Genomic DNA, 20,312 nt, shown 5'->3' on the forward strand with positions numbered 1-20,312 from the left:
TATGGGATATTTATTAGCCACTACGTGAATAACTCCATGTAGAGATTACTAATATCAAAAATTTTCCTTCACTCAAAAGGATTTTTTGTCATGCTCAAAATTCGTTACTTCATCTTCAAATTACAAATTATTTTATTATTCTGCGCCCTTCGGGCAAAACATTTTTAAGCTTAACTTTTTCATATTTCACTTTACACTATCTTTAATAAATACATATTTTAATTCTAGACAAATATAATTAATATAATCATATTTTTATAAATTTATATAAATAGTAATAAATTATTGAAATTTTCAGTTAATTAGTATAGTATGTTTATGTATATACCCTTATCACTAGTGAAAGCAATTTTTATTATAGTTTATGGTATAATTTTGCATTATAATGATTTTTATGTATTATTTTTAAGAAAGGAGGTATATTATGCATTATCTTAACAAAGACATAGGAAAATATGGTGAAGATTTAGCAGAAACTTATTTGAAAAATCTAGGATATGAAATATTAGATAAAAATTTTTCTTGTAAATTTGGCGAGATAGATTTAATAGGAAAGGATAAGGAATATACTTGTTTTATAGAAGTAAAAACCCGATATGGAACATTCTATGGTTACCCCTGTGAAGCTGTTACAAAAAATAAACAATTTAAAATTTATAAAGTAGCTCAACTATATATATTAAAAAAGAAGCTTTTTAATGAAAATTTTAGATTCGATGTTATGGAAATACTACTAAATAATAATGAAAAAAATCCTTCCATAAGATTAATAAAAAATGCCTTTTACATATAAAAATCCACTATCTCTTTTGGTGAAGATAGTGGATTCTCTTATATATTTTTTAAAAAACTCTCTCTATGTATACTAGTTATTCCTTTGCTTTTTATAGCATTTATATGCTCTTCTGTACCATATCCCATATTTCTTTCAAATCCGTAGTCTTTGTATAAATTAGAGTATTCTATCATAATATTATCTCTGTAAACCTTGGCTAATATAGAAGCACATGCTATAGAAGCACTTTTAGCATCACCTTTAACAACGGCCTTATTAGGTAAATTAATTCCTTTAATTTTATACCCATCTGATAAAACTACACTAGGTTTTAAATCTATTCCAACTGCTGACTCTAAAAGCACTTGATTATTGCACCATCCTATACCTTTAGTATCTATTTCTTTATTATCTATTAAACATATTTTATACGCTAATGCTTTCTTTTTTATAATTTCACTTAATTCTTCTCTTTTTTTAAAAGAAAGCTTTTTTGAATCATTTAACCCTAATATCATTTCTTTTGTATCCTTAATATTTAAATCCAAAACCACTGCTGCAGCTACTATTGGCCCTGCTAGTGGACCTCTTCCCACTTCATCCGCTCCTATAACATATGAATTACTGGAATACGTCCTATCAAAATTGTACATATTAGTAACTCTTTTTATTTCTTTTTCCATACTTTCTCTATATTTTAATAAGCTTATAGCTAGTTTATTAACTGATTTTCTATTATCCTCTAGCAAAGCTTTTGTTATATTTAAAAAATCCTCTTCCTTTACATTAAGAAAATTCTCTTCTATGTATTTAACTAAATCTTTTATCTCTTTAACATTTTTCTTCTCTAATCCCATAGAACAAATATTAAAATCCATAATTTTTCGCTCCTTTAGGGAGTTTCTAATGAAATCTTTCCTAGTTTTCCCCCTCTAAATTCATCTAAAATTGTAATAGCTATTCTAGTATAATCTATATTTCCACCAGCCATAACAGCTCCTCTTTTTATGGCTATACTATTCATATTTTCTAGAGCATCTTCTGATAAACTTTCCAATTTATATCTTTCAATAATTCTATTACCATATGAACCTTGAAGTGTTTTTATTAGTTCTAAGGCCAAATCCTCTATATTCATTATTTCATCCTTTATAGCCCCTGTAAAGGCCAAATTCATTCCTACCTGCGGATCTTCAAATTTAGGCCATAAAACCCCTGGTGTATCCATTAATTCTATTCCTAACTTAGTCTTTATCCATTGTCTGCTTTTAGTAACTCCAGGCCTATCACCAGTTTTTGCTCTATTTCCCTTAGCTATTTTATTTATAAAAGAAGATTTTCCTACATTGGGAATGCCAACTACCATAACTCTAGTAGTTATATTAACTACTCCCTTATTCTTTAATCTTTCTAATTTTTCTTTTAAAAGTAATTCTAAAATAGGCTTTATATTTTTTAAGCCCTGGCCAGTGGTACTATTTGCTTGAATAACCTTTATGTTTTCTCTTGAAAGTTCTTTTATCCATGCATTAGTTACTTTTTCTTCTGCTAAATCAGATTTATTTAAAAGTATTATTCTAGGCTTTCCTTTACATATTTCCTCTATTTCTGGATTAGCACTAGATTTTACTATTCTAGCATCCCTTATCTCTATTACAGCATCTACTAATTTTAAATTTTCCTTTATTTCTCTTCTAGTCTTAGCCATATGCCCAGGAAACCAATTAATATCCATAGTAAATAGCTCCTTTCCTATTTATTAAACTACTTAAATAATTTGACTTTACCTGTGAAACAACCCTAAAAAATCTTCTTGGATAAGCTTTAACATCTATATAAAATTAGTTTAATTAATTTTTCATGTTTAATTCTATTTTATATAAAATAATAATAAAAAAAGGGACTTTAAAAGCCCCGTTTTCTTATCTTATTGCTTCTTTAACTTTAGCAGCTTTTCCTACTCTGTCTCTTAAGTAGAATAGTTTAGCTCTTCTTACTTTACCATGTCTTATTACTTCTATTTTAGCTACGCTTGGAGAATTAACAGGGAATGTTCTTTCAACTCCTACACCAGAAGTTACTCTTCTTACTGTGAAAGTTTCTCTTATTCCACCATTTTGTCTCTTTATAACTGTTCCTTCAAAGACTTGGATTCTTTCTCTAGTTCCTTCTTTAATGTTAACATGAACTTTAACAGTATCTCCAACATTAAATTCTACTAAATCGCTTCTTAATTGTTCTGCTTCTATTGATTTTATAATCTCTAACATGTGCATTCCCTCCTTAAAGTTATTTGACGTTCTTGCCCAGCCTTAAGCAGACAGAGGACCGCCCGTACTAGCACAAAACTCATTTTATCACAAAAATTTCATTTTTACAATATAAATATATATTATTACCTTAAGCTATTTAATAATTTTCTATCTTCTTTTGTCAATTCTATTTTTTTGAATAAATCAGGTCTTTTTTCCTTAGTTAATTTTAATGCTTCAAGTCTTCTCCATTTTCTTATATTTTCATGATGTCCAGATATTAAAACTTCAGGCACGTCTTTTCCTCTAAAGGATACTGGCCTTGTATATTGAGGATACTCTAACACTCCCTCATAAAAAGATTCTTCTTCATAACTTTCACTAGTGGAAAGTACTCCTGGTATTAACCTACATATGGAATCTATAATAGGTATGCAGGCCATTTCTCCTCCTGTTAATATAAAATCCCCTAGAGAAATCTCCATATCTATATAATCATAAACTCTTTCATCTATACCTTCATAATGTCCACAGACAAAAATCAATTCTTCCTCTTGGCTTAATTTCAATGCAGTTCCATGATTAAATACTGACCCCCTAGGCCCTAAAAAGATAACTTTGCCTTTGTTATGTTTTTTCACACTACTTATAGCATCAACTAAAGGTTGTGGAGTCATAAGCATACCTGCTCCGCCTCCATAAGGATAATCATCTACTTTTTTATGCTTATCTTCAGAATAGTCTCTTATATTAATAGCATTAATATCTAATAATCCATTATGCTTTGCTCTTCCAATTATACTGTGATCAAATATATTAAACATCTCTGGGAATAGGGTTAATATGTCTATTTTCATTTTTATGCTTGCCACTCCTCTACAGGCCTTATAGTTATTTTAAAATTGTCTATATCCACTTCTTTTACTATATCCTTTAGGGCTGGAACTAATACCTCTTTTTCTCCCTTAATCCAATATACATCATTACTTCCTGTTTTAACAACTTCATATACTTTACCTATTTTTTCTCCATTTGTATCAAAAACTTCACACTTTACTAAATCCGCAATGAAATAAGTATTTTCTTCTAAAGGTACAGCATCTTTTCTATTAATTTTTATATATTTACCTCTATACTTCATTGCCTCGTCCATAGAATTTATTCCTTCTACTTTTAAAATAACCTTATCCTTCTGAAACTTTACCCCAAGTATGTTTTTTTCCATATCATCTATTAAAACATACTTTAAAGTTTTAAATCTAGTAATATCATCTGTAAGAGGTAATATTTTAAGCTCTCCATGAACTCCATGGGTATTTATTACTTGACCTATATTAAAGTAATCTGCCAACGTGTAGACCTCCCGCTCTTTATTTTTAAATTATACAATATTTATATTCACTATTTTAATCTACATTATTCTACTATGAAGTTGCTTTAAATTCAAGTAAAATAAATTAAGAGCTAGGAAATCCTAACTCTTATTTTACGCTTTTAGTATGCAATTATATTATTTCTACAACAACTCTTTTATTTTCTTTAATAGCTGCTGCTTTCATTACTGTTCTAATAGCTTTTGCTATTCTACCTTGCTTACCAATAACTTTTCCCATATCCTCTGGAGCAACTTTTAATTCTAAAATTATAGATTGCTCACCAGCTATCTCATTTACACATACCATTTCTGGGTTGTCTACTAGTGATTTTGCTATTACTTCCAGCAATTCTTTCATTACAAAGCACCCCCAGTACTACTTTGAAATTTTTTCAGTTATACCAGTCATGTTGAATAACTTCTTAACTGTATCAGATGGTTGTGCACCATTTTTTACCCATTTCAAAGCTTTTTCTTCATCTATTTTTACAGTAGTTGGTTCAGTTGTTGGATTGTAATATCCTATTTCATCAATGAATCTTCCATCTCTTGGAGATCTTGAATCAGCAACAACTACTCTGTAGAAAGGAGCTTTTTTTGCACCCATTCTTCTTAATCTTATTTTAACTGCCATTTATATTCACCTCCTTTAAAGGATTCTAATTAGTTTTTATATTTAAAAAGGTAGTTTTCCAAATAAACCTTTTTTAAAACCCTTTTGCATGCCTTTCATTTGTTTCATCATTTTTCTACTAGCTTCAAACTGCTTTAATAGCCTGTTTATCTGCTGTACATCTGTTCCAGAACCTTTTGCTATTCTCTTTTTTCTAGAAGAAGAGGATATAACCAAATTAGGGTTTATTCTTTCCTTCTTAGTCATAGAATTTATTATAGCCTCAACCTTAGCCATTTCTTTTTCACTTTGATCTAAATCAACACCCTTTAATTGGCTAGAGTTGAATCCTGGTATCATTTCAAGAACTTTAGCTAAAGGTCCCATTTTCTTCATTTGACTCATAGCTTCAAGGAAATCTTCAAAGTTAAATTCATTGTTTAACATCCTAGAGCCTATTTCTTGAGCCTTTTTTTCATCTATAGATTGTTGAGCCTTTTCTATAAGTGATAGTACATCACCCATGCCTAATATTCTTGAAGCCATTCTATCTGGATGAAAAACTTCTATTTCATTCATCTTTTCGCCTATACCAACAAATTTAATTGGTTTTCCAGTAATGGCTTTAATTGAAAGGGCTGCACCGCCTCTAGTGTCACCATCTAATTTTGTAAGTATGACACCAGATATATCCAATTGATTGTTAAAGCTTTCAGCTACATTTACAGCATCCTGCCCTGTCATTGAATCTACTACTAATAATATTTCATCTGGATTTATGCTATCTTTTATATTAGAAAGCTCACCCATTAAGTTTTCATCTATATGAAGTCTACCAGCAGTATCCACAATTAACACATTATTGCCGTTGCCTTTAGCATGTTCTATGGAAGCTTTAGCTATATCCACAGGACTAACCTTATCACCCATGGTAAACACTGGAACTTCTATACTCTTTCCTACTACTTGCAACTGTTTTATAGCTGCCGGTCTATATATATCACAGGCAACTAACAAAGGCTTTTTATTTCTTTTGCGCATTTGTAGTGCTAACTTACCCGCCATAGTGGTTTTACCTGCTCCCTGCAGACCAACCAACATAATAATTGTCAAGCCACTAGAAGAATATTTTATTTCACTTTCTGTCTTTCCCATTAAATCTGTCAATTCTTCATTTACTATTTTTATAACTTGCTGTCCTGGAGTCAAGCTTTCTAAAACTTCATTTCCCAGACATTTTTCACTTACCTTTTTTACAAAATCCTTGACAATTTTATAGTTTACATCCGCTTCTAGCAAAGCAAGTTTAACTTCTCTCATGGCTTCTTTAATATCTTTTTCTGATAATTTGCCTTTTCCTTTTAACTTTTTAAGAGTTTCTTGTAGTTTAGAAGCTAAACCTTCAAAAGCCATAGCCTGACCTCCTATATATATTCTATATCCCTTTTAATTTTATTGAGAATTTCCTTCTTATCTTCATCTATTGTATTATTTATCAACATATCAATATTTTCATTTAATCTACCTATAATTTTTTTTCTTTGTAAATACTTTTCAAGCAAAAACAATTTTTCTTCATACTGAAATAAAAGTTTATGACATCTTTTAGTAATATCATGTATGGCCTGTCTGCTTGTATTTGTTATATTGGATATTTCAGCTAAGGACAAATCATCATTATAATATAAATCCATTATGTCTCTTTGTTTTTCTGTTAATAGATTCCCATAAAAATCTAATAACAAAGAAATTTGGACTCTTTCTTCCATAACCATCACCAACTTACAAAAAGTATATTATCAAAATGTTTTATGGTTGTCAAGTACTTTTACTTAACAGGTAAAACTTTTTTTAAAATAAAGCTTCTACAAACTCTTTTGCATTAAATTCTTGTAAGTCATCAATGCCTTCTCCTACTCCTATATATTTTACTGGTATACCCAATACATCTTTTATGGAAATAACTACTCCACCCTTTGCAGTTCCATCTAATTTAGTTAATATTATTCCATCAATATTGCATACTTCTTTAAATAACTTTGCCTGTTGTACCCCATTTTGTCCTGTAGTAGCATCAACCACCAATAAAGTTTCCTTTTTTCCATTTGAAAATTCTTTTTCAACAATTCTATTTATTTTTTCTAATTCATTCATTAAATTTTTCTTATTGTGAAGTCTTCCAGCAGTGTCACATATAAGTACATCAACCTTTCTTGCTTTAGCTGCTTGAATAGCGTCAAATACTACTGCTGCTGGATCTGAACCCTCTTGATGCTTTACAATATCCACTGCCGCTCTATTACTCCATACTTCTAATTGATCTATAGCTGCGGCCCTAAAAGTATCTGCTGCTGCAATTAATACTTTATTGCCTTCACTTTTAAAATTATTAGCTATCTTACCTATAGAAGTAGTTTTTCCCACACCATTTACACCTATTATTAACATAACTTTAGGAAAAGTTGTTTCCTCTTCATATTGTCCTAGCATTTCTATTAATATTTCTTTTAAACAAGGTTTTATTTGAATAGGATCTTTTATTTTTTCCTCTTTTATTTTTTCTTTTAATTTATCAATTATTTTTAAGGAAGTTTCCACCCCTATGTCTGCAGTTATAAGTATTTCCTCTAATTCCTCATATAAATCTTCATCTATTGTTACTGCTAAGTTTAACATTTCTCCTAATTTACTACTTAATCCATCCCTTGTCTTAGTAAGTCCTTCTTTAAGTTTATTAAAAAATCCTCCAAACATATATAATTCCTCCTATATCATTAGTTATTTAATTCTATTGAAACTACTTTTGAAACTCCTTTTTCCTGCATGGTTACACCATACATAACGTCACTTGCTTCCATAGTACCTTTTCTGTGTGTTATTACAATAAACTGAACATTATTTGAAAAGGCCCTTAAAAAATCTGCATATCGCACAACATTAGCATCATCCAACGCCGCTTCAATTTCATCTAAAATACAAAATGGAGTTGGTTTCATTTTAAGTATTGCAAATAATAGAGCTATAGCTGAAAGAACTTTTTCTCCACCTGACATCAAGTTTATATTTTGAAGTTTTTTTCCTGGAGGTTCTACATTTATTTCTATATTACAGGATAATTCATCTCCTTCACCTAACAATAAATCAGCTCTTCCACCTTTAAATAATTCCTGAAAGGTTTCATTGAAATATTTTCTAAGTTTACTGAAATTTTCATTAAACATATTCTTCATTTTTTCGGTCATATGGTTTATAACTTGCATAAGTTCTTCTCTTGCACTTATTAAATCTTCCCTTTGAACATTCATAAATTGATATTTATCTTTTATTTCTTCATATTCTTCTATGGCACCTAAGTTTACAACCCCTAGTTTAGAAATTCCCTGTTTTAAATTTTGTATGTCATATTTAAATTCTTTTAAATTAAACCCCTCAATTGCATATTCTAAAGCTTCAGCATAGGTAATTTCAAATTCTTCATTTAATTTTAAATACACATTATCTTTTTCTGTTACATATTTAGTATATGATAGTTGTTCTCTGTGTATCTCTTTATCTTTATTGGATATGAGTAAGTTTAACTCCTCTAATTTACTTTTGTATTTATCAATTTCATCTTTTATCTTTACCTTTTCTATTTCCTTTTGTTCATAAGCATTTTTTAAAATTTCTAGATAACTTACTATATTTTTTATTTTTACTTTATTTTCCTCAATGCTATTGATACTTTCATTATAAGTTTCTTCAGATTCCTTTATTTCACTTTTTAAAACCTCTATTTTTGTATCTATATTATCTACTTCTTTGCATATTCTACTCAATTCATTTATTTTATTATTTACTATTTCATCTAAACCAGCTTTTTTAATTTTTGACTCAGTTAAATTTTCCCTATTGTTTTCTATTAATTCTTCACTATCCCTTAATTTTAATTCCAATTGATATATTTTTTCATTGTTTTCTTTTTCTTTTTCCACATATAAATTTATACTTTTATAAAACTCTTCTGATTGAATTTCTTTTGTTTTTAAAGTTTTATTAATTGTGTTTATTTCTTCTGTAGCAATAATTAAATTCTTATTTAATTTTTCTGTTTCAATCTCAAGAGCATTAATTTTACCATCAATCTTAGTTATTTCTATGTTTTTATAGTGAATTTCATCTTTCAAATTTAAGCACTTATCATCTAATTGTTTTATAACATTATTTAAATCTTTTATGCTTGAATTTAATGTAAAAATATCTGCTTTTACTTTCTCTATTTCTGATGTTATTTCTTCTATGTGTCTTTTTCTACTTATTATTCCAGTATTTTTTCCGTATAAACTACCACCAGTTAATGCACCACCAGCATTTACTACCTCACCATCTAATGTAACTATTTTAAATCTAAAACCACTAACTCTAGCTATTTCAATAGCACAATCTAAATTTTCAGCTACTATGGTTCTTCCTAACACATACTGAATTATAGGATCAAATATTTTTTCATAGCTTATAAGCTCACTAGCAATTCCTCTATATCCTTTTATATTTTTTATTTGATTATATAATTCTAACTTTTTTCCTCTTACAATATCCAAAGGTAAAAAAGTAGCTCTTCCCATCTTATTTTCTTTTAAATAATTAATTAATTTTTTTGCTGTAAATTCATCTTTAGTTATTATGTTAGAAATAGCTGACCCTAATGCTATTTCTATCGCTATTTCAAGCTCCTTAGGAACATCTAACACCTCTCCTAACACATGACATTTATCACTTTCTATCCCTACTAACCCCTTAGTTAAATGCTGCATTAGATTCTTTACAGTTTTTGTATAACCCTCATAATCCTTTTCTAGATTTTCTAGTATGTGTTTATTAGCTTCCAAAGTATTTAAATTTTTATTATTATGTCTAAGGGTATTCTCCTGCTCCTTTAAGGTTATACTTAATTTACTCATTTCTCTTCTAGACTCTTTTATATCCCATTCATAATGAGATATATTTTTTAATAATTTTTCTTTTTCTTCTTTTAAAACATTTTTAGTATTTACATTTATTTTTATAGAATTATTAAAGCTAAAACAACTTTCCTTCATTTGAGATATTTTCTTTTTTAATTCGTCTACTTCATTTTTATAAATTATTTTATTATTTTTAAGTTCTGCTATTGTTCCTGCTATATCAATTTGATCTTTTTTCAAATTATTTAAAAGCTCTTTATCTGCATATATTTCTTTATTAATACTTAATATATAATTCTCAGTTTGAATAATATTGGCATTTAAATTAGCTTGTTCCATTTGGAATTCTTTTAGCTCAATTTCCTTTAAATCTTTTTCTTTATAAAAACTTTCCTTTTTTTCTTCCAAATCCTTTATATCTGCAATGTTTTTATCTATTGTAGACTTCAAATTACTTATTCTTTCATTTAAAATATCCATATTGGATAGTATATCCCTGTGTTCCCATTGTTTATTATAGTAATCTGACTTTTCTTTCTCTATACTCCTATTAAATTTCTCTAATTCTTCTTCACATTTAACGCATATACTTTTTAATTCTTCCTTTTCCTTCTGGTATTTAGTCATTTCAGCCATAAAATCATCCATATTCTTTTTAATAGCTGATATTTTTTCATCTAAAGCCTTAATGTTATATAATATAAGATTTATTTCTTTTACCTTTAAATCCTCTGATAATTTCAAGAATTCTTTGGCCTTATTTTTTTCAAGTTCCAAAGGACCTAATCTTTCCCCGTAAGTACTTAGTATATCCTCTATTCTAGTTAAATTTTGTTCAGTGTTAACAAGTTTTTTTTCAGCTTCTTCTTTTCTTGTTTTAAACTTTACAATACCTGCAGCCTCCTCTAAAAGTTTCCTTCTGTCCTCTGGTTTACCACTTAAAATAGCGTCTATTTTACCTTGTCCTATTATAGAATACCCCTCTTTACCTATGCCGGTATCCATAAATAATTCTTGTATATCTTTCAGTCTGCATTTTGAATTATTTATATAATATTCACTTTCTCCAGATCTGTACAATCTTCTAGCAATGGTTACATCACAATAATCTATAGGCAATTCATTATCATTATTGTCAAAAGTAATAGCTACCTGTGCTAATCCTACGGGCTTTCTATACTGTGTTCCAGCAAATATAACATCCTCCATTTTTCCTCCTCTTAAAGTTTTTATACTTTGCTCACCCAGTACCCATCTAACTGCATCAGAAATATTGCTTTTTCCACTACCATTAGGTCCTACAACTGTAGTTATGCCCTTGTTAAAGGACACTTCCGTTTTATCTGCAAATGATTTAAATCCTCTTATCTCTAGTGATTTTAAAAACATAAACTCTCTCTCCTATATAAAACTTCATTATATAATATTTATCTAAATGCTATAGGCAATAAAGAAAACACGAACAATGTTATTATTATATAAACCATAATTTTTGTTAATTTTTCTCTTTTTTCTTTTTTCATTTTCTCACCTCATATACTGATTTTACTTTAATAGTTTATAGTAATTTTAAAAAAATATCAACTTACATTAAAATTAATAAGCTCCCATGGTTTAAACCTTGAGAGCCTAAGTTTCTTAAATTGAATTCTTATAAAATTACCTAGATTCAACTATTAATTTAATTGCAGTTCTTTCTTCACCATCAATATCTATTTGTGAAAATGCTGGTATAGTTACAAGGTCTATTCCATTAGGAGCAACAAATCCTCTAGCTATGGCAATTGCTTTTATAGATTGATTTACAGAACCCGCACCTATTGCTTGAATTTCTGCGGTTTTATTGTCTCTTACAATGGCAGCTAAAGCCCCTGCTACTGATTTTGGAGAAGATTGAGCTGATACTTTTAATACTTCCATAATTATATTCCTCCCTATAAAAATTATTAATTATTTTTTAGGAATGATAGTTCCAAAGCGTAATTTATATAATTTAAAAAGAACCACACTCCCTAAATAAGCTGAACTAATGTTACTCTGAATAAAGTTCAATTAATTAATACTTATATAGGAATTATATTCTATAAAAAACTCTTATATCCTTTTTTATACTTACTTTGAACATAATCGCTAAAAGACATTTTACTACATTTTTCATTTATATTTATTAGCAATTCTCCTACTTCTAAAGTGGTATCTTGAAATACTCTTAAATCAACTGACGAAAATTGTTTTTTCATGTCGTTAAAAAATTGTTTTTTATTTGCATATATTTTTGATATATCTTTAGGATTAACATCTATACTTACTTTAGATAAGCTTTTTCCACTCAATTCTTCTCTTATCATATCATTGTATATACTTCCTTCTACTAATTCCCTAAAAGCTGGATGAAAAGGTCCTGCCACCAATTCCCTACCAGTAGTTATTTCCTCTGTAGGCTGAAGTCCTACTCTTATTACGTTTATATGATTACTTACAAAAATTCCGTACACATCCTTACATATTTCCACAGCCTGCTCTAAAGTATACGGTTTATATATTCCTTCTCTATACATCTTCTCCATAGGGGTACCTTTTATGACTAGCGCAGGATATATACGACATATATCTGGTTTCATATTCACAGACTTTATTGCTGTATCTATGTCCTTTTTAAAATTATCTCCAGGTAAACCTAGCATTACTTGATGTCCTAAAGTAAATCCGTAGTCTTTTATAAGCTTAGAAGCTTTTATAACATCTTCTGTGCTATGTCCCCTAGCTGATTTCAATAAAACTTCTTCGTCTAGTGACTGTACTCCTAATTCTATAATATCCGCATCATATTTTTTCAAATTGTCTAATATATATTCATCTATACAATCTGGTCTTGTGGACATATGAATATATCTTATCTTTCCTGACTTTTTATACTTATATGCTACTTCTAAAAGCTCATTTTGTCTATGTATATCTATAGCTGTAAAGGATCCTCCAAAAAATGATACCTCCACTGTTGAATTTTCATAATCTATAGTGGATAAATACTCTCCTATTATTCTATCTACATATTCACCATCTACGTTACTTTTTACTCCAGTTATACTTCTTTGGTTACAAAATACACAGTTATGAGTACAACCTTCATGTGGTACAAATATAGGTATTATATAATGTTTTTTACCCATTTATAACCTCCAAATTATTCAAAGCTTCTTTTGCTGCATTTTGTTCTGCTTCTTTCTTACTATATCCCTCGCCTTTGCCAAAGGATTTTCCATCTATATAAACTTCTATATAAAATTTTCTTCTGTGAGGTGGTCCTTCATATTTTAATAAATTATATTCTATACTTATTTCTCCATGCTGTTGCATGACTTCTTGCAATTTTGTTTTGTGATCCATTATTATTTGATTGTTTATTGCCTTGTGTATATTTTCACCAAAATTGGTCAATACAAACCTTTTAGCACCATCAAATCCTTTTTCTATGTAAACAGCAGCTATTATAGCCTCTATACAATCTGCTAATATAGATACTCTTGTTCTTCCTCCAGTCATTTCTTCGCCTTTACTCATATTTATATACTTACCTATATCCCAATTTTTAGCTATGCTGTGAAGAGAATTTTCACATACTATTATAGCCCTTGTTTTAGTCAATTCACCTTCACTTTTATTTTTATATTTATTAAATAAAAAATCTGATATTACAAGTTCTAATACAGCATCTCCTAAAAACTCAAGTCTTTCATTATATTTTGCATTTTTTTTATGATTAGTATAAGAACTATGAGTTAATGCTACATCTAACAAATCCTTATTTTGAAAATCAAACCCTATTTTTTCTTCTAATTCTGCTAAAGTATTTTCACGCAAAATATTCATTGTATTATATACATCTCCTTTAATAGAGTTTATTCCTCAATTTGCAGCTAATTTGCAAATTCAAGAATAAACTATATTTATAAAATATAAAGTCCCGTTTTAAAACGGGACATGCTCCTAATCCTCTACGTGTTGTTTTATATATTCAACAACATCTCCTACAGTAGAAACTTTTTCAGCAGATTCATCTGGAATTTCAATATCGAATTCTTCTTCCAATGCCATTATAAGCTCTACTATATCTAAGGAATCAGCTCCTAAATCATCTATAAAAGAGGAGTCTATTCTAACTTCTTCCTCATCTAAGCTTAATTGATCAGCTATTATTTTTTTAACTCTTTCAAATACCATAATATTCACCTCCTATTAAAATATACAAATAGATAATATTATATATTATCTACATAGTCAATATAATAATATCATCAATATTATTATATTTATACGTGATTTTCAATATTTTCGTTTTCTTTTTGCATTTTTTCATTTTCTATCTGCATTTTAATTTTATCTATTATTTCATTATCAGAAAATCTAATAGCTTGCGATATAGCATTTTTGATAGCTTTACCATCTGAACTTCCATGAGCTTTAATGCATACTCCTTTTACTCCTAAAAAGGCAGCTCCGCCATATTCCTTATAATCGAATTTTTTCTTAAAATTCTTAAATACTGGTTTTAAAAGTATACCACCTATTTTTGTTCTAGTAGAACTTAATATTTCTTCTTTTATAGTGCCCAATATAGTAGCTGCTACACCCTCATACATTTTTAAAACAGTATTTCCAACAAAGCCATCACATACAAGAACATTTACGTCACCACTTGGTATATCCCTAGGCTCCACATTACCCACAAAATTTAAAGAAGTTTCTTTAAGCATCTTATAGGTTTCTTTTGTAAGAGTATTTCCTTTTTCCTCTTCAGCACCTATATTAATAAGTCCTACTGTAGGTTTAGATATGCCTAATATATTCTTAAAATATATATCTCCCATATATGCAAATTGCAGCAAGTTTATAGGCTTACACTCTGCATTGGCACCACAGTCTATAAGCATGCTAGGTCCATTCTTACCTGGCAATACTGGAGCTATAGCTGGTCTATCTATTCCTTTAATTCTTCCTACAATAAATAAAGAACCTGCCATAAAGGCACCAGTACTTCCTGCTGAAATTACAGCATCAGCCTCTTTATTTTTTACTAATGTTAAAGCCTTAGCTAAACTTGAATCCTTTTTCTTTCGTATAGCCATTACTGGATGTTCATTATTGGTAATTATTTCTTCTGCATTTAAAACCTTTATCCTATCCTTAGGATAATTATATTTTGAAAGTTTTTCATTAATAATTTCTTCTGGTCCTGTTATTATTATAGTTAAGTCTTTAAATTCATTAATAGCACTTATAGAACCTTCTATTATACAATTTGGAGCATTATCTCCACCCATACCATCCACTGCTATTATCATGTTAAAACCTCACTTATATATATTATATAATACAAATTATATAATTTATTATATACTGATTTAGGTAAAAATAAAAGAAAGTCATATGACTTTCCTTTTATTATTTTTCTGTTGAAACAACTTCTTTATTTTTGTAGTATCCACAGTTTGGACATACTCTATGAGCAAGTTTCATTTCATGGCATTGAGGACATTCAACTATTCCAGGTGCGCTTAGTTTGAAAGTTTGTGCTCTTCTTGAATCTCTTTTAGATTTTGAAGTTTTTCCTTTTGGATTTCCCATTTATAAACACCTCCTTAATTATCAGAAAAAAAGTCTTTTAGCTTAGCCAATCTCGGGTCAGTATCTTCATCTTTGCAATTACAATTCGAATAATTTAAATTAGTTCCACAAAGTTGACATAAGCCTTTACAGTTTTCTCTGCAAAGTCTCTTTACAGGTAATGACATGATGATATTATTTACTATTATATCATCTATATTTAACTTGTTATTATCAATAAAGATGATATTTTCATCTTTATCCTCTGGATTTGTTGATATTATTTCTTCAATATCTAAGTCCAACTTATAGTTAAACTTATCCAAACATCTAGAACATGTTAATATAACTTCTCCTTCAACATGTCCCTTTAGGATCAAATCTTCCTCAGAGTTTTTTATCACTCCTGTAAAACTAATGGTCTTTGTAATTTCTATAGCTTCATTGCCATCATGGAAATTACTCAAATCTAATGTAAAACTTAATTCTTCATTACTTACTTTATTTTTTATTAGTTCTAATACATTGATTATCATATAAAAAGCACCTCATGTGACAAATTGCAACAAACACCATTATTATATAAGCAGCCATACTAAAAGTCAAGATTTATTTTTTAACTAATAATCTTGCAATAATTAAAAACTTTTTTCAGATGGGTTAATAACCCATCTGAAATTCAGTTTAAATTATTATACTACTACTTGTTTACTATTTCCATTGTGTCTCTTGCTATCATTAATTCTTCATTTGTTGGTATAACAAATATTTTAACTTTAGAGCCTTCAGCACTTACTTCTACTGCTTTACCTCTAACGTTGTTCTTTTCAGTATCTAACTCTATGCCAAAGAATTCTAATCCCTTACAGATTTCTTCTCTAGATGATATAGAGTTTTCACCTAATCCTGCAGTAAATACAAGACAATCAATGCCGCCCATAGCAGCTATATATGATCCTATGTATTTTTTTACTCTGTAGTGGAACACATCTAAAGCTAATTGAGCTCTATGGTTTCCTTCTGAAGCTGCATTTTCTATATCTCTGAAGTCACTGCTTACACCTGAAACTCCTAAAACTCCTGATTTTTTATTCATAAGGTTATCCATTTCTTCTATAGACAATCCTTCAGCTTTCATTAAAAATGGTACTATAGCAGGGTCCATATCTCCACATCTTGTTCCCATTACTAATCCTTCAAGTGGAGTTAATCCCATTGATGTATCTATACATTTTCCATGATCTACAGCTGAACAGCTTGCTCCATTTCCTAAGTGGCAAGTTAATATTTTAAGATCTTTTATATCTTTACCCATCATTTCTGCAGCTGTAAGAGATACAAATTTATGAGAAGTTCCATGCATTCCATATCTTCTTACACCATGTTTTGTATACATTTCATATGGTAAAGCATACATATATGCTTGCTCTGGCATAGTTTGATGGAAAGCAGTATCAAATACAGTTACCATTGGAGTATTAGGCATTAATTTTTTACATGCATTAATTCCTATAATGTTAGCTGGATTATGAAGTGGTGCTAATTTTATACATTCTTCTATGTTCTTTAATACATCATCATTAACTAATACTGAATTAGCATATTTTTCTCCACCGTGAACAACTCTATGTCCTACTGCTGATATTTCAGACATATCGCTAATTACTCCGTGCTCTTTGTCTACTAATGCATTTAAAACTAATTCTACTGCCACTTGGTGGTCTTTCATTGGAGTTTCTATTACGTATTTATCTTCTCCAGCCTTTTGAGTTAATATAGAACCTTCTATTCCTATTCTTTCTACTAATCCTTTTGCTAGAGCTTTTTCTGTTTCCATATCTATTAATTGATACTTTAAAGAAGAGCTTCCACAGTTAATAACTAATATTTTCATAAAAAAAATCCTCCTAAATTTATTATTATATATATCTATATTAAATATAATATACTTTACTATTTTTGATTTTGTGCTTGAACTGCTGTTACTGCTACAACATTTACTATATCCTCTGCACTGCATCCTCTTGATAAATCATTAATAGGTTTTGCAAATCCTTGGCATATAGGTCCTATAGCCTCTGCCTTTGCAAATCTTTGAACTAATTTATATCCAATATTTCCTGCTTGTAAATCAGGGAATATAAGCACATTTGCTTTACCTGCTACATTGCTTTCTGGAGCCTTTTGAGCTGCAACTTTTTCAACTATTGATGCATCCAATTGTAATTCTCCATCTATTAATAAATCAGGTCTTGCTGCTTTTGCCATTTTAGTAGCTTCTCTAACTTTTTCTACTAATTCATGTTCAGCACTTCCCATAGTTGAGAAAGAAAGCATAGCAACTTTTGGATCCATATTACATAATCCTTTAGCTGTTTCTGCTGTGCTTATTGCAATAGATGCTAATTGTTCTGCTGTTGGATTAGGGTTTACTGCGCAATCTGAGAATAATAACATTCCATCTTCTCCGTATTGACAGTTTGGCACTACCATAATAAATACGCTAGATACTACTGATATACCAGGAGCTGTCTTTATTATTTGAAGACCTGGTCTTAAAAGATCTCCTGTAGTATGAACTGCACCTGAAACCATTCCATCTGCATGATCCATTTTAACCATCATAGTAGCAAAATATAATGGATCTCTTATTATTTTATCTGCTTTTTCTAGAGTCATACCCTTTTTCTTTCTTAATTCATAAAAACCATTTGTGTATTCCTCTAGTTTATCTGATGTTTCTGGATCAATTATTTCAGCACCTGAAATATCAACCTTTAAATCTTTTGCCTTTTCTCTTATGTTTTTTTCATTTCCTACTAATATAACTTTAGCTAAACCTTCTTTAACTATTTTTTCTGTTGCTACTAAAGTTCTTTCTTCTTCGCCTTCTGGAAGCACTATTCTTTTTATATCCCCTTTAGCAGCATTCCAGAACTTCTCCATAAGTTCCATGTTCATTTCTCCTTTCAAATACAAAAATACACACATTAATAATATAACGCTTTTTACTTACATTTTTCAATAGTTAATGTATAAATTATTGATAATAAAAGTATTTTTATAAAAAATACCGTTAATAACTATATATATTTAATTTTTTTATAAATAAAGTATACACTAATAGTAATAATTTATGTTAATATCTATAATAAGTTTTTAAATATTAAATTAATATATTCAATTCTCGCAGTTATAAAACAAAAATATAAAATTTGCAGTTAAGTAATAAGTAATAGTTAAGAGGTAACAGTTAAGGATAAAACTCTAAGAGTTTTTTATAATTAATTTACAAGTAATACTTCTTACCTTGTCTAGTGTAGAACTTAGAATTTATATGCGAAAGTTGAGTTAATATATTTATTAAGAAGGTGTAAATATGGACATATGCGGTTTAATAGTAGAATATAATCCATTTCATAATGGACATTTATATCATATACAGAAATGCAAAGAAATAACCAAATGTAGAAATACAATAGTTGTAATGAGTGGAAATTTTACTCAGAGGGGTACCCCATCCATTGTAGATAAATGGACAAAAACAAAAATGGCTCTGGAAGAGGGAGTAGATTTAGTATTAGAACTCCCTGCAGTGTACAGCCTATCTTCAGCAGAATTTTTTGCCTCTGGCGCTGTTAGTCTTTTAAATAGCTTAGGAGTAGTTGATGGCATATGCTTTGGAAGTGAATTAGGCTCTATAGATATATTAAAACAAATTGCTTCCACACTTATAGATGAGCCTTTAGAATATAAAGAAACATTAAAAAAACATTTAAGTAGTGGATTAAATTATCCTTCCTCTAGAAATAAAGCCTTAAAAAATTATTTAATCCATAATAGTTCTTTAAAAGAGGATGTTTTAGACGGAATTCTTTCTCAATCTAACAATATATTAGGAATAGAATATTGCAAAAGCTTATTAAAATTAAATAGTTCTCTCCAACCTGTAACCATAAAAAGAGAGGGTAGTTCATATAATGATTTAAACTTAAATCACAAATTTTCTAGTGCGTCTGCCATAAGAAATCACTTTAATTCTGGTAAGTCTCTATATGATTTAGATGAGGTTATACCTAAAAAAGTTTTTAATTTAATCTTAAAATTAAAAGAAGAAAACTATTCTTTTCCTGTAGATGAACATATGTTTGAGTTTATTAAATATAAACTACTCACTAATGAGCGTTCCATAGAAAATATACCCGATGCCTTAGAAGGTTTAAATAATAAAATTTTAAAAGAAATTCAGTGTTCTAATACATTAAATGAACTTATATTAAAAATTAAAAGTAAAAGATATACCTATACTAGAATAAGCAGAATACTAACTCAGCTTTTTATAGGCTTTGATCTGTTCCCTACAAAGGACATGAGAAAATCTCCTTGTAGTTATGCAAGGGTATTAGGTTTTAACTCTGAGGGTCAAAAGATATTAAAGCTTTTAAAAGATACCTGTTCCATACCCGTTTATACAAAACTTCCTAAAGATAATATTCCTAGTTTACAACTAGATATTCAATGCACCAAAGCCTACAGCCTTATAAATAAAAATATAAGCCCTAATAGTGACTATCTAATAAGTCCCATTATCTATAAATAATAGTAAACTCTAATTATTAATAAACAGAGCTCTAACCTTCAGATGGAGTTTTTACTCCATCTGAAGGTTAGAGCTCGTTATCCAGGGACGTAGCTGCCGTTATCTCCCACTTTGTTAGAAGTGGGAGTGTTACGGCAGGTAGTCATCGGA

22 protein-coding genes are annotated in these 20,312 nt (G+C 29.1%); 2 read left to right on the plus strand and 20 right to left on the minus strand.

Annotated elements, in window-relative coordinates; all coding sequences use genetic code 11:
• The first annotated feature begins 424 nt into the window (after positions 1-424).
• Positions 425-793, plus strand: a complete 369-nt coding sequence (locus FGK85_RS11215; RefSeq protein WP_138206660.1) for a YraN family protein — start codon at positions 425-427, stop codon at positions 791-793.
• 38 nt (positions 794-831) lie between these two features.
• On the opposite strand, the gene FGK85_RS11220 is transcribed toward FGK85_RS11215, so the two are convergent.
• From FGK85_RS11220 to pta, 20 genes are all read right to left on the minus strand, one after another.
• Complete coding sequence (locus FGK85_RS11220) at positions 832-1,632, minus strand: ribonuclease HII (RefSeq protein ID WP_138206704.1); 801 nt, start codon at positions 1,630-1,632, stop codon at positions 832-834.
• Positions 1,633-1,667: 35 nt separating this feature from the next.
• The gene (ylqF, locus tag FGK85_RS11225; protein WP_138206662.1) at positions 1,668-2,510 is read right to left on the minus strand and encodes a ribosome biogenesis GTPase YlqF; all 843 of its coding nucleotides are present in this window, start codon (positions 2,508-2,510) and stop codon (positions 1,668-1,670) included.
• Between the two features lie 187 nt (positions 2,511-2,697).
• On the minus strand, positions 2,698-3,045 hold the full coding sequence (gene rplS / locus FGK85_RS11230; protein ID WP_138206664.1) for a 50S ribosomal protein L19: 348 nt from the start codon (positions 3,043-3,045) through the stop codon (positions 2,698-2,700).
• Positions 3,046-3,170: 125 nt separating this feature from the next.
• The gene (gene trmD / locus FGK85_RS11235; RefSeq protein WP_138206666.1) at positions 3,171-3,884 is read right to left on the minus strand and encodes a tRNA (guanosine(37)-N1)-methyltransferase TrmD; all 714 of its coding nucleotides are present in this window, start codon (positions 3,882-3,884) and stop codon (positions 3,171-3,173) included.
• A 2-nt stretch (positions 3,885-3,886) separates the two neighbouring features.
• Positions 3,887-4,378 (minus strand): ribosome maturation factor RimM, encoded by a 492-nt coding sequence (gene rimM / locus FGK85_RS11240; RefSeq protein WP_138206668.1) that lies wholly within the window; start codon positions 4,376-4,378, stop codon positions 3,887-3,889.
• Positions 4,379-4,532: 154 nt separating this feature from the next.
• On the minus strand, positions 4,533-4,760 hold the full coding sequence (locus FGK85_RS11245; protein WP_138206670.1) for a KH domain-containing protein: 228 nt from the start codon (positions 4,758-4,760) through the stop codon (positions 4,533-4,535).
• 18 nt (positions 4,761-4,778) lie between these two features.
• Complete coding sequence (gene rpsP, locus FGK85_RS11250; protein WP_138206672.1) at positions 4,779-5,036, minus strand: 30S ribosomal protein S16; 258 nt, start codon at positions 5,034-5,036, stop codon at positions 4,779-4,781.
• A gap of 42 nt (positions 5,037-5,078) precedes the next feature.
• Positions 5,079-6,428: a signal recognition particle protein gene (gene ffh, locus FGK85_RS11255; RefSeq protein WP_138206674.1), complete on the minus strand. Its 1,350-nt coding sequence runs from the start codon at positions 6,426-6,428 to the stop codon at positions 5,079-5,081.
• Positions 6,429-6,439: 11 nt separating this feature from the next.
• Positions 6,440-6,784, minus strand: coding sequence for a putative DNA-binding protein (locus FGK85_RS11260; protein WP_138206676.1), 345 nt, complete (start codon positions 6,782-6,784; stop codon positions 6,440-6,442).
• A gap of 82 nt (positions 6,785-6,866) precedes the next feature.
• Positions 6,867-7,769 (minus strand): signal recognition particle-docking protein FtsY, encoded by a 903-nt coding sequence (gene ftsY, locus FGK85_RS11265; protein WP_138206678.1) that lies wholly within the window; start codon positions 7,767-7,769, stop codon positions 6,867-6,869.
• A 20-nt stretch (positions 7,770-7,789) separates the two neighbouring features.
• Positions 7,790-11,347, minus strand: a complete 3,558-nt coding sequence (gene smc / locus FGK85_RS11270) for a chromosome segregation protein SMC (protein ID WP_138206680.1) — start codon at positions 11,345-11,347, stop codon at positions 7,790-7,792.
• Between the two features lie 270 nt (positions 11,348-11,617).
• Positions 11,618-11,878, minus strand: coding sequence for a stage V sporulation protein S (locus tag FGK85_RS11280; RefSeq protein WP_138206684.1), 261 nt, complete (start codon positions 11,876-11,878; stop codon positions 11,618-11,620).
• A 161-nt stretch (positions 11,879-12,039) separates the two neighbouring features.
• Entirely contained in the window at positions 12,040-13,128 is a 1,089-nt protein-coding gene (locus FGK85_RS11285; RefSeq protein WP_138206686.1) for an elongator complex protein 3, read from the minus strand.
• Positions 13,121-13,828, minus strand: coding sequence for a ribonuclease III (rnc, locus tag FGK85_RS11290; protein WP_138206688.1), 708 nt, complete (start codon positions 13,826-13,828; stop codon positions 13,121-13,123). The genes FGK85_RS11285 and rnc overlap by 8 nt, the downstream gene beginning before the upstream one ends.
• 117 nt (positions 13,829-13,945) lie before the next feature.
• Positions 13,946-14,179, minus strand: coding sequence for an acyl carrier protein (gene acpP / locus FGK85_RS11295; RefSeq protein ID WP_138206690.1), 234 nt, complete (start codon positions 14,177-14,179; stop codon positions 13,946-13,948).
• Positions 14,180-14,268: 89 nt separating this feature from the next.
• Positions 14,269-15,300 (minus strand): phosphate acyltransferase PlsX, encoded by a 1,032-nt coding sequence (gene plsX / locus FGK85_RS11300; protein ID WP_138206692.1) that lies wholly within the window; start codon positions 15,298-15,300, stop codon positions 14,269-14,271.
• 100 nt (positions 15,301-15,400) lie between these two features.
• On the minus strand, positions 15,401-15,583 hold the full coding sequence (gene rpmF / locus FGK85_RS11305) for a 50S ribosomal protein L32 (protein WP_138206694.1): 183 nt from the start codon (positions 15,581-15,583) through the stop codon (positions 15,401-15,403).
• A gap of 14 nt (positions 15,584-15,597) precedes the next feature.
• Positions 15,598-16,098, minus strand: coding sequence for a YceD family protein (locus FGK85_RS11310; RefSeq protein WP_138206696.1), 501 nt, complete (start codon positions 16,096-16,098; stop codon positions 15,598-15,600).
• Positions 16,099-16,262: 164 nt separating this feature from the next.
• Positions 16,263-17,456, minus strand: a complete 1,194-nt coding sequence (locus tag FGK85_RS11315) for an acetate kinase (protein ID WP_138206698.1) — start codon at positions 17,454-17,456, stop codon at positions 16,263-16,265.
• A 59-nt stretch (positions 17,457-17,515) separates the two neighbouring features.
• Positions 17,516-18,517: a phosphate acetyltransferase gene (pta, locus tag FGK85_RS11320; RefSeq protein WP_138206700.1), complete on the minus strand. Its 1,002-nt coding sequence runs from the start codon at positions 18,515-18,517 to the stop codon at positions 17,516-17,518.
• Positions 18,518-18,941: 424 nt separating this feature from the next.
• Between pta and FGK85_RS11325 the strand changes: the two genes are divergently transcribed.
• Positions 18,942-20,162 carry a nucleotidyltransferase gene (locus tag FGK85_RS11325; RefSeq protein WP_138206702.1) on the plus strand — a complete coding sequence of 407 codons (1,221 nt, stop codon included), beginning with the start codon at positions 18,942-18,944 and terminating at the stop codon, positions 20,160-20,162.
• Positions 20,163-20,312: the final 150 nt, after the last annotated feature.

Source organism: Haloimpatiens lingqiaonensis, assembly GCF_901447495.1.
In the GTDB taxonomy this organism is placed as follows: domain Bacteria; phylum Bacillota; class Clostridia; order Clostridiales; family Clostridiaceae; genus Haloimpatiens; species Haloimpatiens lingqiaonensis.

Coding starts and splice junctions, on each gene's coding strand:
- FGK85_RS11215 (WP_138206660.1), top strand. CDS start 425: ATGCATTATCTTAACAAAGACATAGGAAAATATGGTGAAGATTTAGCA.
- FGK85_RS11220 (WP_138206704.1), bottom strand. CDS start 1,632: ATGGGATTAGAGAAGAAAAATGTTAAAGAGATAAAAGATTTAGTTAAA.
- ylqF (WP_138206662.1), bottom strand. CDS start 2,510: ATGGATATTAATTGGTTTCCTGGGCATATGGCTAAGACTAGAAGAGAA.
- rplS (WP_138206664.1), bottom strand. CDS start 3,045: ATGTTAGAGATTATAAAATCAATAGAAGCAGAACAATTAAGAAGCGAT.
- trmD (WP_138206666.1), bottom strand. CDS start 3,884: ATGAAAATAGACATATTAACCCTATTCCCAGAGATGTTTAATATATTT.
- FGK85_RS11245 (WP_138206670.1), bottom strand. CDS start 4,760: ATGAAAGAATTGCTGGAAGTAATAGCAAAATCACTAGTAGACAACCCA.
- rpsP (WP_138206672.1), bottom strand. CDS start 5,036: ATGGCAGTTAAAATAAGATTAAGAAGAATGGGTGCAAAAAAAGCTCCT.
- ffh (WP_138206674.1), bottom strand. CDS start 6,428: ATGGCTTTTGAAGGTTTAGCTTCTAAACTACAAGAAACTCTTAAAAAG.
- FGK85_RS11260 (WP_138206676.1), bottom strand. CDS start 6,784: ATGGAAGAAAGAGTCCAAATTTCTTTGTTATTAGATTTTTATGGGAAT.
- ftsY (WP_138206678.1), bottom strand. CDS start 7,769: ATGTTTGGAGGATTTTTTAATAAACTTAAAGAAGGACTTACTAAGACA.
- smc (WP_138206680.1), bottom strand. CDS start 11,347: ATGTTTTTAAAATCACTAGAGATAAGAGGATTTAAATCATTTGCAGAT.
- FGK85_RS11280 (WP_138206684.1), bottom strand. CDS start 11,878: ATGGAAGTATTAAAAGTATCAGCTCAATCTTCTCCAAAATCAGTAGCA.
- FGK85_RS11285 (WP_138206686.1), bottom strand. CDS start 13,128: ATGGGTAAAAAACATTATATAATACCTATATTTGTACCACATGAAGGT.
- rnc (WP_138206688.1), bottom strand. CDS start 13,828: ATGAATATTTTGCGTGAAAATACTTTAGCAGAATTAGAAGAAAAAATA.
- acpP (WP_138206690.1), bottom strand. CDS start 14,179: ATGGTATTTGAAAGAGTTAAAAAAATAATAGCTGATCAATTAAGCTTA.
- plsX (WP_138206692.1), bottom strand. CDS start 15,300: ATGATAATAGCAGTGGATGGTATGGGTGGAGATAATGCTCCAAATTGT.
- rpmF (WP_138206694.1), bottom strand. CDS start 15,583: ATGGGAAATCCAAAAGGAAAAACTTCAAAATCTAAAAGAGATTCAAGA.
- FGK85_RS11310 (WP_138206696.1), bottom strand. CDS start 16,098: ATGATAATCAATGTATTAGAACTAATAAAAAATAAAGTAAGTAATGAA.
- FGK85_RS11315 (WP_138206698.1), bottom strand. CDS start 17,456: ATGAAAATATTAGTTATTAACTGTGGAAGCTCTTCTTTAAAGTATCAA.
- pta (WP_138206700.1), bottom strand. CDS start 18,517: ATGGAACTTATGGAGAAGTTCTGGAATGCTGCTAAAGGGGATATAAAA.
- FGK85_RS11325 (WP_138206702.1), top strand. CDS start 18,942: ATGGACATATGCGGTTTAATAGTAGAATATAATCCATTTCATAATGGA.